We start from the raw sequence: 14,666 nt of genomic DNA on the forward strand, positions 1-14,666 counted from the left end.
ATCGCGAGGTGCGCGCCAAGGCCGGCGGCTTCCTCGATCTCTGCTTCAACCCGGAACTTGCCGCCGAGGTGACGCTGCAGCCGATCCGGAGGTTCGGCTTCGATGCGGCCATCATCTTCTCCGACATTCTGGTGATCCCCTATGCGCTCGGGCGCTCCGTGCGCTTCGAAATTGGCGAGGGTCCGAGGCTCGAACCGCTGGACGATCCCGCCAAGGTCGCGACGCTGGCGAAGCACGCCGATTTCGGCAAGCTCGCGCCGGTGTTCGAGGCGCTGCGGATCGTGCGCGGCGCGCTCGATCCTGCGATCGCGCTGATCGGCTTCTGCGGCGCGCCGTGGACGGTGGCGACCTACATGGTCGCCGGCCACGGCACGCCGGACCAGGCGCCGGCGCGGATGATGGCCTACCGGCATCCGGAGGCGTTTGCGAAAATCATCGAGGTGCTGGTCGAGAACTCGATCGCATATCTGCTGGCGCAGTTGGCTGCCGGCGCCAATGCCTTGCAGATCTTCGACACCTGGGCGGGCGTGCTGCCGCCTGCCGAGTTCGCGCGCTGGTCGGTCGAGCCGACGCGCCGCATCGTCGAAGGCGTGCGCGCGAAAGTGCCCGATGCGAAGATCATCGGCTTTCCCCGCGGCGCCGGCGCGCAATTGCCGGGCTATGTCGAGGTAACAGGCGTCAACGCCGTCAGCATCGACTGGACCGCGGAGCCGGCCTTCATCCGCGAGCGCGTGCAGAGCCGCGTCGCCGTGCAGGGCAATCTCGACCCGCTGGCGCTGATCACGGGCGGCGCGGCGCTGGATCGCGCGGTCGACAACGTGCTGACGAATTTCGCGCAAGGGCGGCTGATCTTCAATCTCGGCCACGGCATTCAGCCGGAGACGCCGATCGCTCATGTCGAGCAGATGCTGAAGCGCGTGCGCGGGTAATTTATTTCGTGTCCTGGGGAGCGAAAAAACAAAAATCGCGAAAACAACCCCATGCACAGTAGACAAGTCATTGAAAAATCTAGGCCGGCATAGGTCGCGCCCTGCCGCGAGGCCATTTGACCCGTCGGGCAAAACAGGCGCATGATGCCATCATCGCTCACATGACATTTCGGTAAGAGCTTAACGCGGCCGGCTGCGTTCGATGATCTCGGCGGCGCCCTTCGTCAGCAAATCCAAACCCACCGCACGGCCGAGTTCGCGCGGGCGGTTGGCCGGGCCAGCGTGTGAAACCTCGATGATGATGTTGCCGGAGAGATCGAGCACGGACGCCGTCAGTGACATCTGATCGCCAGCAATCGTCGAGAAGCCTGCGATGGGCGAATTGCAGTGGCCATTCAGTACCCACAGCACTTCCCGTTCCGCATCGGCGCAGGCGTGCGCAGCGGGATCGTCGATCGATGACAGGATTTGCCGCGTCTGCCAGTCCTGTGCAGCGCATTCGACGGCAACGATGCCCTGGCCCGCCGCGGGCAGCATCTCCGTCGCGGTAAACTCGTAGGCCATGCGGTGAGAAAGGCCGACGCGGTCGAGGCCGGACCGCGCCATGATCAGCGCATCCGCAGGTCCCACCGTGCCGCCGTCCGGCAGCCGCTGTTTCTCGCCATTGTCGAGTTTTCGCACGCGGGTGTCCGCGGCGCCGCGGAAGTGAATGATCTCGACGTCGGGGAATAATCGCCGCGCATAGGCGGCGCGGCGCACCGCGTTGGTGCCGATCTTGAAACCCTTGCCGCGCGAATGGCGCAGCGCCTCGACCGTCACGCCGTCACGCAGCACCAGCGCGTCGCTGGCCGGATCGCGCGACAGCGTGGCGCCGATGACGAGGCCCGGCGTGTCCTCGTTGCCCGGCATGTCCTTCAACGAGTGCATCGCTGCCTGGAGTTCGCCCGACAGCACGGCGGCGCGAATCTGCGCCACGAAGGCACCGCCCTTGCCGCCGTGGGGCAACAGCTTGCTGGTCTGGTCGAGATCGCCCGTGGTGTCGAACTTGACGATCTCGACGTCGAGATCGGGCATGGCGGCGGTCAGGCGGCGCGCGATCTCTTCCGTCTGTGCCAGCGCCATCGCGCTCTTGCGTGTGCCGATCCTGAATCGCATAGCCAAGTTCGAAAGCTCCTAGTGTGCATCCTCCAATATCATGTCGGAGGCCTTTTCGGCGATCATGATGATCGGCGCGTTGGTGTTTCCCGACACGAGGTCCGGCATGATCGAACCGTCGACCACGCGAAGGCCTTCGAGCCCCCTCACCTTCAGCCGCTGGTCGACCACCGCGAGCGCGTCATTGCCCATACGACAGGTCGAGGTCGGATGGTAGATGGTGCTGCCGCGCTCGCGGCAATAATCCAGCAGCTCCGCGTCCGTGGATACCTTCGCCCCGGGATCGACTTCGTTGACCACGAACGGCTTCAGCGCCGGCGCATTCAATATCTTGCGCAGGATCTTCAGACCTTCGACATTGGTGGTGCGGTCGGTCTCGGTCGACATGTAGTTGATGCGGATCTCTGGCGGCACCGTCGGATCCGCGCTTTTGATGCGCAGGGACCCGCGGCTTTCGGGACGGAGCTGGCACACCGACGCCGTGAAGCCGGAGAAATCATGCAGCTTCTCACCCATCTTGTCGGTCGAGAACGGCAGGAAGTGGACCTGGATGTCGGGCGAGGCCAGCCGCGGACTGGTCTTGAAGAACGCGCCCGCCGTCCCCGCCGCGATCGTCAACCATCCCTTCCGGAACAGGGCGTAGCGCGCGCCGGCCAGCGTGCGGCGGAGCGGATGATTGACGGTGTCGTTCAGCGTGATCTTCTGCGAGCAGCGCATCACGATGCGAACCTGCATATGGTCCTGGAGATCGTGGCCGACGCCCGGCGCCTCCAGCACGACATCGATACCGTGCTTGCGCAGGAGATCGGCAGGCCCGACGCCGGAGAGCTGGAGCAGCTGCGGCGAATTGTAGGCGCCGCTCGACAGCACGATCTCCTTGCGCGCGCGGGCGCGGCGCACGGTTGCGCCTTGGCGGTATTCAACGCCGACTGCGCGGCGGCCCTCGAACAGCACGCGCTGGCCGAGCGCGCCAGTTTCGATCTTGAGATTGCCGCGCGTCCTGGCCGGGCCGAGATAGGCCACCGCCGTCGAGGCGCGGCGGCCATTGCGCGTCGTGGTCTGGAACAGGCCGACACCTTCCTGGGTAGCACCGTTGAAATCGGGATTGTAGGGCAGACCGGTCTCGACCGCGGCGTCCATGAACGCTTTCGACAGCGGATCGGTGACGACCATGTTGGAGACCGGCAGCGGACCGCCGCTGCCGTGATATTGATCGGCGCCGCGCGACTGGTTCTCGGCCTTCTTGAAATAGGGCAGCACGTCGTCATAGCCCCAGCCCGTGTTGCCGCGCTGGCGCCAGCGGTCGTAATCCTCGTGCTGGCCGCGGACATAGAGCAGCCCGTTGATCGAGCTCGATCCGCCCAAGGTCTTGCCGCGCGGCTGGAACACCCGACGGCCCTTCAGCTCGGGCTCGGGCTCGGTCTGGTACATCCAGTTGACGGTCTTTTCCTTGAACAGCTTGCCGTAGCCGAGCGGGACGTGGATCCAGATGTTGGAATCCTTCGGGCCTGCCTCGAGCAGCAGCACGCTGTGCTTGCCGTTCGCCGACAGCCGGTTGGCGAGCACACAGCCGGCAGAGCCGGCGCCGACGATGATGTAGTCGAACTCAGGATCGGAGGGCATAAGGGAGGAAGTTGCGTTCATGCGCTACTGTTCTTCTTGTTGGTGGGCGTTTCCGTTCTCGTGACTTAGCACGATCATGCACGCAGGCGCAGCGCCTCGACCAGCGACTTGAACGCACGGGCATATTCCGCGCCCGCCCTTGCGATGTCCGCGCGCCCGGCGCAGGCGACCGCGGCCTCCGTCACCGCGCCGAGCAGCAGCCGCGCCAGCGGCTCGACCGGCTGCCGCGCGATCAGGCCGGCCTCCATGGCGGCCGCAATGGCACGTGGCAGCTTGCCGCCGAAATGTTTGGCGTCGATCTCGCGCCAGCGCTCCCAGCCGAGCACGGCTGGCCCGTCGCGCAGGATGATCTGGCCGGTCGGGCCCTTGGCGGTCGCGGCAAAATAATGCTGGGTGCCGGCGACCATCGCGGCGAGCACGTCCTTCTCGGTGCGTGCGGCGCTGTCGATTTCGGTGACGAGGTCGCGCGAGACGTTGTCGAACACCGCTTCGAACACCGCCTCCTTGGTCTTGAAGTGATGATAGACCGCGCCCTTGGCGACGCCGGCGGCCTCGGCGATCTCGTCCATCGTCGTTGCGGCAAACCCTTGTGTCCCGAACAAGCGGCGCGCCGCCGTCAGGATCGCCTCCGATGTCGCTGCCCGCCGCTCCGCCTGTTTCGCCATGGGTCTCGTCTAACCGAATTCGCCGCAGGCGGCCAGTTGACTTTTCGACTACCGGTCGGTATTTACCGACTATCAGTCTGTTTTGATCGGGAGGTTGCCATGCCGAGTCGCGACGTCGTCGAAGCGTTTGCAAAGCGTCTGGAGGCCGGCGATTTCGTCGGGGCGATCGAGCAATTCTATACGCCTGATGCCGCGACCTACGAGAACAACGCCGCACCGACGGTCGGCCGCGACAAGCTCGTCGCCAAGGAGCGTGGTGTTCTGGCGGCCTCAAGGGAGGTCAAGGCGGTGCGCATCGGCCCAAGCCTGATCGAGGGCGACCATGTCGCGACCCGCTGGACCTTCAGCTTCACCAATACCGAAGGGGTCACGCGGAGTCTCGACGAGATCGCCTGGCAGACCTGGCGCGGCGATCTGCTGATCGAAGAACGATTCTATTATGATCCGAAACAGTTGGGGCGGTGACGGCGTGCCTAGACACTCCTGTCATCGCCCGGCTTGACCGGGTACGCCGCGGCAATAGTGATCAGCCGAGCCGCCGCGGCATACTGGATGCCCCGAGGAGAGAACCCTCAACCGGCGCTACGCGCCGACCTCTCCCGCAAGCGGGAGAGGCGAGGAGCCCGCGGCCTCTTCTATTGCTCTCAACGAAATCTCGCTCACTGCCGATTAGATCGCATCCGCCCGCAGCAGCGTGTCCACCGTGATGGTACCCCTTGCGCGGGAGACGCAGGCGCAGATCTTCTGATTGCTTTGCTTCTGATGGTCGCTGAAGAAGACGTCGCGATGGTCGATCTCGCCGTCGACCTCGACGACGTCGATGGCGCACAGGCCGCATTCGCCGCGCTTGCAATCGTACATCACGTCGTGGCCGCTGGCGTTGAGCACGTCGAGCATCGAGCGCTCGCGCGGGATCTCGAGCTCGACATTGGAGCCCTTCAGACGTACGCGAAACGTCTCGGTCGGCAATGTGCCGCTGGAACCGAAAGTCTCGTAGCGGAGATCGGGAAGCGGATGGCCGGCGCCGATCCAGGCGTGGCGCGCGGCATCGAGCATCGGCATCGGGCCGCAGAACAGCGCCAGCGCGCCTTGCGGCAGGGATGCGAACAGCGCGTCGAGATCGAGCCGCCGGCCTTCGTCGCCGGGATGGACGACGAGGCGCTCACCGAGCATGGAAGCGAGATCATCGAGATAGGCGGCTTCGGCACGCGAGCGCACGGCATAGTGCAGCGTGACGTCAGCGCCGCGCCGCGCCAGCGCCTGCGCAGCGCCGAGGATCGGGGTAATGCCGATGCCGCCGGCAACCAGGCAATAGTTTTGACGAGCCCAGTCGACCGCGAGCAGGGACGACGGCCGCGTGATGTCGAGCCGCGCGCCCGGCTGCAAGGACCACATGTAGCGCGAGCCGCCGCGGGAATCCTCGGCGCGGCGCACCGCGATCTTGAGGCCGCGCGGCGTGGCCTCGCCGACCAGCGAATAGGACCGCGTCTCGGGCTGCCCGTCGATGGTCATGTTGACATTGATGTGGCTGCCGACCGGATAGGCGGCGCCGTCGAACTGATCCGGCAGGATCAGGAATTCGCGGATGCCGGGCGCGAGATCGCGCGTCGACAGCAGCGTCGCGGGAATCCAGGTTTCGATGAAGCGCATGGCACTCCCCTCAATCGGTTGCGGTCTTGATCAGCGCGAGCGCCGGCAGGAGGTCGAGATGGGTCCGGTTGCGCAGCGCCAGCCGCAAATTGCGCACCGCGAGCCGCGCATGCTCGCGCATGACGGCCTCCGCGCGGGCGCCCTCGCGATTCTCGATCGCGTCGATCGCGACGCGGTGATGCTCCTGCCCGATGATCAGGATCTGTTTGGCCTCCGGCAACGCGGATTGCGCCATCACGAAGCCGCTTGGCGAGGCGAACGGCAGCGCCGAGGCGCGGTCGATCTGCCGGATCAAGGGCGGGCTGCGCGACAATTCCGTGAGCAGCGCATGAAAGCGCGCGTTCAGCGCGACATAGGACGAGAACGCGTCCACCGAGATCGGCACCTGGCCCAGCAATTCGTCGATCGCGGCCAAACATTCCTTCAGCGGCTCGAGCTCGCGCGCCGAGACGCCGCGCTCGGCGGCGAAGCGGGCGGCGAGGCCTTCCAGCGTCCCGCGCAGCTCGATGGAGTCGGAGATGTCGCGCTCCGAAAACGCTTTGACCATGAAGCCGCCGGACGGGATCGCCTCCAGCAGGCCCTCCTCCTCCAGCCGCACCAGGGCCATGCGCACCGGGGTGCGCGAGGCGCCGGTCGTCTCCACCGCCTGCAGCTCGGAGATGCGCTCGCCCGGGCGCAACGCGCCCGACAGGAGCTGGTCGCGCAGCGCGAGCTGCGCCTTCACGGTCTGCGAGACGGAGCGGTCGACCTCGCGCTCGGCCATGATCTGCTACTCCGCGGCCTGAAGGTGCTGCGGCCCGTTTTCCTTGGCCACCATCTTGTCGATCAGCTTGCGCGTCCACATCGCGCCGGCGTCGATGTTGAGGTTGTAGAAGATGCGATCGGGGTTCTCGTCCATCGCGCGCTGCTGCGCTTCGAGGATCAGCTCGTCCTCGTGGAAGATGCCGGAGACACCGTCGCGGATCTCGGTGGTGATGCGCTGCTCGCCGATCTGATAGTTGCGGACGAAGGCCCAGAAATAGTGGCAGGTCTTGTCGGTCTCGGGCGTGATGGTGTTGAGCACGAAGCCGTTGACGCCCTGCGAGCGGTCGCCTTCTGGCGCACCGGTGCCGGTCGGGGCGACACCTACGTCGATCGCGATGGTGCACGGCGCTTCGAAGCGGATGATCTGCCAGCGGTCGACGAGGCCGGACTTGCCGAGTTGTTTCGCCCAGAACGGCGGCGCCTCGATGCCGCGCATCCAGCGCGTCACCGTGACGGTCTTCTCGCCATGGGTGACGTCGAACGGCGCTTCGGCGACGGCTTCGTTGCCGATGGAGGAGCCGTGCACGAAAGTCTCGTGGGTGAGGTCCATGAGATTGTCGAGCACGAGGCGATAGTCGCAATTGACGTGGATGGTCTTGCCGTCGCCGGCCCAGGCCGGATCGTGGTTCCAGTGCATGTCGGGCACCAACGCGGGATCGGCCAGCGCGGGATCGCCCATCCAGAGCCAGATGTAGCGGTGACGCTCGACCACGGGATAGGCGCGGACGCAGGCCGACGGGTTGATGGTCTCTTGCGAGGGCATGAAGGTGCAGCGTCCCTGCGCATTGTATTTCAGGCCGTGATAGCCGCAGACGACGGTGTCGCCTTCGAGCCGGCCCTTCGACAGCGGCACCAGGCGGTGCCAGCAGGCATCCTCCAGCGCGGCGACCGAGCCATCGGCCTTGCGGTACATCACGACATGCTTGCCGCAGATGGTCCGCGGCAACAGCGCCGGCTTGACGTCGGCATCCCAGGCGGCGGCGTACCAGGCATTCATGGGGAAGGATTTTGTCACCGGTCTCGCTCCCAAGGCTGTTGAATACGTTATGTATACAGTAACTGGCGAGAAGCGAGAGTTAAACCGTAATATGATACCTAAATCGAATTAAATGTATACAATCGTATCTGATGGTTAGATCGCGTCGTCGGACTCGGTCAACCTCTCCCGCTTGCGGGGGAGGTCGGCGCGAAGCGCCGGGTGGGGGCTCTCTCCACCCAGGGACTTTCTCCGCAAACCTCAGACAATCCCGACGCGGAGGCACCCCCACCCCAACCCTCCCCCGCAAGCGGGAGAGGGCGCGCACCGTCGCCGCGGCTAAAGCGTCACTCGCTCTCTTGGGACTTACGCCCCGAACACCTTCGCCAATCCCGCCTGGGCTTCCTGCTGGATCCGCTTCAGGTGCTCCGTGCTGCGAAAGCTCTCGGCGTAGATCTTGTAGACGTCCTCGGTGCCCGACGGCCGCGCCGCGAACCAGCCGAAATCGGTCTCGACCTTGATGCCGCCGAACGGCTGGCCGTTGCCGGGCGCCTTGCTCAGGGTGGCGCGGACGGGATCGCCGGCGAGATCCTTCAGGCCGAGTTGCTCGGGCGTCACCGACTTCAGGATGTTCTTCTGCGGCGTCGTGGCGGCGACGTCGATGCGCGCATAATGGGGCACGCCGAGTTCGGCGGTGAGATCATTGAAGAGTTGGCTCGGATCGCGGCCGGTCTTGGCCATGATCTCGGCTGCGAGCAGGCCGAGAATGATGCCGTCCTTGTCGGTGGTCCACACCGTGCCGTCCCGGCGCAGGAACGAGGCGCCCGCACTCTCCTCGCCGCCGAACCCGAAGCCGCCCGTGAGGAGGCCGTCGACGAACCATTTGAAGCCGACCGGGGTCTCGACCAGCTTGCGGCCGAGCTTCTTGGCGACGCGGTCGATGATCGAGCTCGACACCACGGTCTTGCCGATCGCGGCATCCTTGCCCCAGTTCGGACGGTGCGCGAACAGGTAGGAAATCGCGGTCGCGAGATAATGGTTTGGATTCATCAGGCCGCCGGTGCGGGTCACGATGCCGTGCCGATCGGCATCGGTGTCGTTGGCGAAGGCGACGTCGAAACGGTCGCGCATCGCGATCAGGCTTGCCATCGCGTAGGGCGACGAGCAGTCCATGCGGATCTTGCCGTCCCAGTCCACCGTCATGAAACGGAAGGTCGGATCGATCGCCTCGTTCACGACGGTGGCCTTCAGGCCGTAGCGCTCGATGATCGGATGCCAGTAATGCACGGCGGCGCCGCCGAGCGGATCGATGCCGATATTGACGCCGGCCGATTTGACGAGCTCGAGATCGACGACGTTGCCGAGATCGGCAACGTAGGGCGTGACGAAGTCGTGAGCGTGGACGCTCGAAGATTTGAGCGCCTTGGCGTAGTCGACGCGCTTCACGCCCTTGAGGCCATCGGCAAGATAGGCATTGGCGCGCTTCTCGACCACGGAGGTCGCGTCGGTGTCCGCCGGCCCGCCATGCGGCGGATTGTATTTGTAGCCGCCGTCCTCGGGGGGATTGTGCGAGGGCGTGACGACGACGCCGTCGGCAAGGCCAGAGGTGCGGCCCTTGTTGTAGGTCAGGATCGCGTGCGAGATCACCGGCGTCGGCGTGTAGCCGCCGTCCTTGTCGATCATGATGTCGACGCCGTTGGCCGCGAACACCTCGACGGCGCTGACCAGCGCCGGCTCGGCCAGCGCATGGGTGTCGATGCCGATGAAGAGTGGACCGGTCAGCCCCTTTTCCCGCCGGTAATCACAAATCGCCTGCGTGGTCGCGAGGATATGGCCCTCGTTGAAGCTGTTCTTGAACGAGGTGCCGCGATGGCCTGACGTGCCGAACGCCACCCGCTGCGCGGGATCGGTGACGTCAGGCTTACCGGCGAAATAGGCCGTCACCAGCCGCGAAACGTTGGTGAGCGCGTCCGGCGAGACCTGCTTGCCCGCCGCGGGATTGACATCAGCCACTGGGATTATCCTCGTCCTGTCGTAGAGATCGCTGGCGATACCATAGCATCCGGTGGGTGCCCGCCAAGGGCACAACACGCGCAACGGGGGAGGCGTTCCTGAGAACATGCTATGGTCTTTCAGATCTGGGCTTTTCGAGTCGGGCATGCTGCTGTTTCACAGGCTCTTGGTTCTTCTGATTGCCTGGCTTGCAACGGCTGGCATGGTGCCCAATGCGATGGCGGCCGAATTCTACACCGAGGATCTGCGCATCCCGATGACGGAGGCCGGGCCGCAGGGGCTGGAGGCGTTCCTGGTTCGGCCGGCCGGGACCAAGCGCTATCCGCTCGCGCTGCTCAGCCACGGCTCGCCGCGCAGTTTCGACGACCGCGCGACGATGTCCGCGCACAAATATTACGGCATCGCGCTGGAATATGCCCGGCGCGGCTTTGCCGCGCTGATCGTGATGCGGCGCGGCTACGGCACCTCGCCGGGCGGGCGCGTCGACAGCGTCGGTGGCTGCGCCAACGCCGCTTATCTGCCGGCGGCCGCGGTCGCCGTGGCGGATTTGCGGGCGGCGATCGACGCGATGGGGCGCAGGGCGGACGTGACGACATCGGGCATGATCGCGGCCGGCCATTCCGCCGGCGGGCTCGCCACCGTCGCGCTGACCGCGCAGGCGCCGCCCGGTCTCGTCGCAGCCATCAGCTTCGCCGGCGGCCGCGGCTCGCGCGACGACGACGACGTCTGCAATCCTGAGGGGCTGGTGCAGGCTTTTGCGACGTTCGGCAAAACCTCCCGCGTGCCGATGCTGTGGGTTTATGCCAGCAATGACTCGTTCTTCGGCCCCGATCTCGCGCGTCGCCTCCATGACGGATTTCGCGCCAGTGGCGGCAACGCGAAGTTCATCGCGGCGCCGCCCTATAGCGACGACGGCCATTATCTCTATTCGGTGGTGGGCCGTCCGCAATGGACGCCGTATCTCGACGCCTTCCTGCGCGAGCGCTCGCTAGGCCATGACATGTTGGGCCCGCCCGATCCGCTGCCGCCGCCGGGCCAGCTCAACGAGGCCGCGCGCGCCGAATTCGGGCGCTATCTCGCCAGCACGATGCCGCACAAGGCGTTTGCGGTGTCGCCGAACGGCGGTTACGGCTGGCGTTCGGGACGGGCGACGACAGACGACGCCCAGCGCGATTCGCTTGCCGCCTGCATGAAATGGTCGCCGACCTGCACGCTCTATGCGGTCGACGACCGGTTGGCCGGGGCTGCGCAAAGGACAGTGACAGACCAGAGCGCCCGCGCGCGATAGGCGCGAGGGCGACCCGGTCTCTCGACCGATGCCGCTAGAGCCGCTCGCTCAGCGCGAGCTTGTAGCCGACGCCGGTGACGGTGGTGATCACGGGCGTGCCGCTGCCGACGAGCTTGCGGCGCAGCCGGGCCACCAGCGCATCCACCGTGCGGATGTCGACCTCGGCCTGGCGGTTGCTGACGACCTCGATCAGATAGTCGCGGCTGAGCGGCCTTCCGTCGGCACCGACGAGCGCTGCGAGCAGGTCGAACTCGGCGCGCGTCAACGCGACGGGCTTGCCGTCGCTGCCGAGCAGCTCACGCCGCGTCAGGTCGATGATCCAGTCGCCGAAGGCGATCGAATTGTGGTTGCGCGCCGCCTTGCGATCGATCGAGCGCCGCCGCAGCACGCTGCGCGCGCGCGCCAGCAGGTCGCGCAGATTGATCGGTTTGGTGACATAGTGGTCGCCGGCGATCTCGAGGCCGAGGATGCGATCGACGTCGGTGTCGCGGCGGGTCACGAAGATGATGCCCGCATTGCTGGTCGCCTGGATCTCCTTGGCGAGATCGAAGCCGTCGCCGTCAGGCAGTTGCAAGTCGAGGAAGACGAGATCGGTGCGCCCGCGCAGCGCCTGGCGGCATTCCGCGCAAGAGCCGGCGCCGACCACGTCGAAATTGTTCTCGCTGAAATAACCGACCAGCATCGTCCGCGTCACCGGATCGTCTTCGACGACGATCAGCCGCTCGCGGCCAGCGGGACGCGGTGCCTGAAGTGCGGAATCAGCCACGTTGTTGGATGTGCTGTGTGCCTGCGGCCCGGCTTGAAAATTCAAGTCGTCGCGCAATGCGATGTCCTGTGAACGAACATTCACGACTTATTCGAGCCCCCGAATTGCCTGCCGAATACTAGGCGTGTTGTGACGCCCAAACAATATTGGTCATGGTCTTGACGCATTAAGTATGAATTGGCCCACAATTCTCATCCCGGGCAACATGTGCGAGACTAGGCAGGCACAAGCGGCAGTTGTGCAGAACCTTTGGCTCTGCGCGGCCCGCTCCTCGGTGGCCCGCGGCAGCTTGCCCCGCCAAGAGCTTCAAATCTATTGTGCGCCCCGAGAGGTCTGCACCGGGAGGTGATGCCATGGAAGTCATCCTGCTCGGCACCGGCGGCCCGCGCCCGGACCCGCGCCGCATGGCGACGACCACGCTGATCAGGCTCGGCGAGGAAAATATCCTGATCGACGCGGGCCGCGGCGTCATGGTGCAGCTCAGCAAGGCCGGCGTGCCGCTTGGCTCCATCAACACGGTCTTTCTCACCCATCACCATTTCGACCACATCGGCGACCTCTACGACGTGATGCTCAATTCATGGATGCATGGCCGCAAGGACGATCTGCGCATCTATGGGCCGCCGGATACCGAACGGCTGGTCAATACGCTGATCACGCAGGTGTACGACAAGGACATCAGCTGGCGGGATCAGGGCGAGCCGAGCTTCGGCGGCTGGAAGCCGGTCGTCGCGACGGACATCATACCGGGCCCCGTTCTCGACACCGGGCGCTGGAAGATCAGCGCCGAGCTCGTCTCGCATGGCGATGGCCTCGATATGTCTCCGGCCTTTCTCGCGCGCTGGATGTGTCTGGGCTATCGCTTCGAGGCGGAGGGCAAGGTCATTGCGATTTCCGGCGACACGGTCGCCTGCCCCGGCCTCGAGCGGCTGGCACAGGGAGCCGACCTGCTCGTCCAGTGCTGCTTTCTCGCAACGCCGGAGATCGACAACGAGCACTTGCGCCGTCTTGCGAAGTTCACGATCGCCTGCGGCGATACGGTCGGCAAGGTCGCGGCAGCGGCCGGCGTCAAAAAGCTCGCGCTGACCCACCACCGGCCACGCGCCGACGATTCCATGCTGAACGCGCTGCTCGCGGATGTCAGGCGGGACTATTCGGGTCCTGTCGTGCTCGGCGAGGACCTCATGCAGATCGAGGTCTGAGAACCGCTTGTACGCGAAGGCCGTCCAGCCTCAGGACGATCCGACCTCGATCCGGAATGACAACACCTCTTCTGCGCCGGCTGCGATGTGCATCAGGCCCGGCTTGTCGCTGAACTCGCCGTCGAAGCCGGCGGGACTGGCATAGCCGCGCCAGGGCTCGATGCAGAGGAACGGCGCGCCCGATGGCTTCGACCAGACGCCAAGCTCGCGAAAGCCGCGCCATGACATTTTCAGCCACGGCCCGCTGGACGCACCCTGCCCCGCGGCATAGCGGACCGAGTTGCTCCCGATCCGGTCGAAGATGATTGCGTCGCCGACGAACAGGGACTCGGACAAGGGCAACACGTTGCCGTTGACGGGACTTGGCTCCGTTGCCGGGCGCAGCAAGCCGCCGTCCAGACGGCGGACGGGAGATGGCTCTGCGTTCGCGAAGGTCAGCGCGTAGCTCTCCTTTGCCAGTCCCGGCTGAAGCGGCCAGTTGAAGGCGGGATGGCCGCCCAGCGAGGCCGGCAATATCTCCTTGCCGGTGTTCGCGATCGCGAGTGAAAGATCGAGACCGGCTTCATCGAGCGAATAGGTTGCGGTCAGGCGGAACGCGAAGGGATAGAGCGCGCGCGTCGTCTCGCTGTCTTCGAGCACCAGCGCACAACGACTTTCGCCACGTTCCGCCCACGCAAAGCGGCTGTCGCGCGCGAAGCCGTGCTGGGTCATCCGGTACGTCCTGCCCCGGTGCTGCAATTCGTCATTGGCGAGACGCCCGACGATCGGAAACAGCAGCGGTGCATGGCGCGGCCACGCCTGCCCCGCCTGCCAGACGAATTCGACGCCGGCATCGCTCGCCAGCGAACACATCTCGGCGCCATGTGCCTTGATAGTCGCGGTGAGAGCGCCGCTGCGGATCGTGTGCGTGTCGTCGGTCATGACCGTCCTCATCGCGAAAGCCGAGGCTGACGGGCGAAGTACCGCCGCCTCATGCGAGCAGACCATACCGCATTGGAGACGATTTCACCCGCCCGTGACGGGGCGAGTGAAGCCCAACTCAGCATTGCCGTCGGTCGGGCTTATCTGCCAAGCTTACCTGTCAAGCTTGGGATGACCGCCCGATGCTCTCATAGGTGAAGCCCGCCGCAGCCATGTCCTCGGGGCGGTAGATGTTGCGGAGATCGACGACGACGGGCTGGGCCATGGTCGCCTTCAGCCGGTCGAGATCCAGCGCGCGGAACTGCACCCATTCAGTGACGATGACGATCGCATCGGCGCCTTCCGCGCAGGAATAGGCATCCTCGCAATAGGTGATATGGGGCAATTCGCCCTTGGCCTGCTCCATGCCGACGGGATCGAAGGCCTTCACCTTCGCGCCCATGTCGAGCAGGCCCGTGACCAGTGGAATCGACGGCGCATCGCGCATGTCGTCGGTGTCGGGCTTGAAGGTGAGGCCGAGCACGGCGATGGTCTTGCCGCGCAAGGAGCCGCCGAGCGCCTGGCTCACTTTGCGTGCCATCGCGCGCTTGCGGTTCTCGTTGACCGCGAGCACGGATTCGACGATGCGCAAGCTCACATCATAATCCTGCGCGATCTTGATCAGCGCCTTGGTG

The 14,666-nt window shown here is 65.5% G+C and carries 14 protein-coding genes; 4 read left to right on the top strand and 10 right to left on the bottom strand.

The annotated features are described in order from the left end of the window. The coding region (hemE, locus tag IVB31_RS20570; RefSeq protein ID WP_247325904.1) for a uroporphyrinogen decarboxylase at positions 1 to 929 on the top strand (929 nt) is incomplete at its 5' end. A 180-nt stretch (positions 930 to 1,109) separates the two neighbouring features. Here the strand turns inward: hemE and hemC are convergent. Genes hemC through IVB31_RS20585 form a run of 3 tightly spaced genes read right to left on the bottom strand, consistent with a single transcriptional unit; the run spans position 1,110 to position 4,372 of the window. Continuing rightward, entirely contained in the window at positions 1,110 to 2,090 is a 981-nt protein-coding gene (hemC, locus tag IVB31_RS20575; RefSeq protein ID WP_247325924.1) for a hydroxymethylbilane synthase, read from the bottom strand. Positions 2,091 to 2,102: 12 nt separating this feature from the next. Next, positions 2,103 to 3,728: a choline dehydrogenase gene (locus IVB31_RS20580; RefSeq protein ID WP_247325942.1), complete on the bottom strand. Its 1,626-nt coding sequence runs from the start codon at positions 3,726 to 3,728 to the stop codon at positions 2,103 to 2,105. Positions 3,729 to 3,781: 53 nt separating this feature from the next. Further along, positions 3,782 to 4,372: a TetR/AcrR family transcriptional regulator gene (locus IVB31_RS20585; RefSeq protein ID WP_247325945.1), complete on the bottom strand. Its 591-nt coding sequence runs from the start codon at positions 4,370 to 4,372 to the stop codon at positions 3,782 to 3,784. Positions 4,373 to 4,471: 99 nt separating this feature from the next. Here IVB31_RS20585 and IVB31_RS20590 point away from each other — a divergent pair, with 99 nt between their 5' ends. Next, positions 4,472 to 4,837: a nuclear transport factor 2 family protein gene (locus IVB31_RS20590; RefSeq protein ID WP_247325967.1), complete on the top strand. Its 366-nt coding sequence runs from the start codon at positions 4,472 to 4,474 to the stop codon at positions 4,835 to 4,837. A 204-nt stretch (positions 4,838 to 5,041) separates the two neighbouring features. Here IVB31_RS20590 and IVB31_RS20595 read toward each other — a convergent pair whose 3' ends face one another. The 4 genes from IVB31_RS20595 to pgm all read right to left on the bottom strand — a co-directional run bounded on the left by IVB31_RS20595 (position 5,042) and on the right by pgm (position 9,815). Then, complete coding sequence (locus IVB31_RS20595) at positions 5,042 to 6,022, bottom strand: PDR/VanB family oxidoreductase (protein ID WP_247325970.1); 981 nt, start codon at positions 6,020 to 6,022, stop codon at positions 5,042 to 5,044. A 10-nt stretch (positions 6,023 to 6,032) separates the two neighbouring features. Further along, positions 6,033 to 6,785, bottom strand: a complete 753-nt coding sequence (locus tag IVB31_RS20600) for a GntR family transcriptional regulator (RefSeq protein ID WP_247325973.1) — start codon at positions 6,783 to 6,785, stop codon at positions 6,033 to 6,035. Positions 6,786 to 6,791: 6 nt separating this feature from the next. Continuing rightward, entirely contained in the window at positions 6,792 to 7,841 is a 1,050-nt protein-coding gene (locus IVB31_RS20605; RefSeq protein WP_247325976.1) for an aromatic ring-hydroxylating dioxygenase subunit alpha, read from the bottom strand. A 327-nt stretch (positions 7,842 to 8,168) separates the two neighbouring features. After that, positions 8,169 to 9,815, bottom strand: coding sequence for a phosphoglucomutase (alpha-D-glucose-1,6-bisphosphate-dependent) (pgm, locus tag IVB31_RS20610; RefSeq protein WP_247326012.1), 1,647 nt, complete (start codon positions 9,813 to 9,815; stop codon positions 8,169 to 8,171). Positions 9,816 to 9,960: 145 nt separating this feature from the next. On the opposite strand from pgm, the gene IVB31_RS20615 reads away from it, so the two are divergent. After that, complete coding sequence (locus IVB31_RS20615) at positions 9,961 to 11,103, top strand: alpha/beta hydrolase (protein ID WP_247326015.1); 1,143 nt, start codon at positions 9,961 to 9,963, stop codon at positions 11,101 to 11,103. Positions 11,104 to 11,137: 34 nt separating this feature from the next. On the opposite strand, the gene IVB31_RS20620 is transcribed toward IVB31_RS20615, so the two are convergent. Then, entirely contained in the window at positions 11,138 to 11,953 is an 816-nt protein-coding gene (locus IVB31_RS20620) for a response regulator transcription factor (protein WP_247326017.1), read from the bottom strand. Between the two features lie 269 nt (positions 11,954 to 12,222). Between IVB31_RS20620 and IVB31_RS20625 the strand changes: the two genes are divergently transcribed. After that, on the top strand, positions 12,223 to 13,071 hold the full coding sequence (locus IVB31_RS20625) for an MBL fold metallo-hydrolase (protein ID WP_247326020.1): 849 nt from the start codon (positions 12,223 to 12,225) through the stop codon (positions 13,069 to 13,071). Positions 13,072 to 13,101: 30 nt separating this feature from the next. Here IVB31_RS20625 and IVB31_RS20630 read toward each other — a convergent pair whose 3' ends face one another. Together IVB31_RS20630 and IVB31_RS20635 are read right to left on the bottom strand one after the other, a co-directional pair. Next, positions 13,102 to 13,992: an aldose 1-epimerase family protein gene (locus IVB31_RS20630; protein ID WP_247326023.1), complete on the bottom strand. Its 891-nt coding sequence runs from the start codon at positions 13,990 to 13,992 to the stop codon at positions 13,102 to 13,104. A 160-nt stretch (positions 13,993 to 14,152) separates the two neighbouring features. After that, on the bottom strand, positions 14,153 to 14,666 hold a 514-nt coding region (locus tag IVB31_RS20635; protein WP_276576615.1), incomplete at its 5' end, for a UDP binding domain-containing protein.

Source organism: Bradyrhizobium sp. 21, from assembly GCF_023073335.1.
In the GTDB taxonomy this organism is placed as follows: domain Bacteria; phylum Pseudomonadota; class Alphaproteobacteria; order Rhizobiales; family Xanthobacteraceae; genus Bradyrhizobium.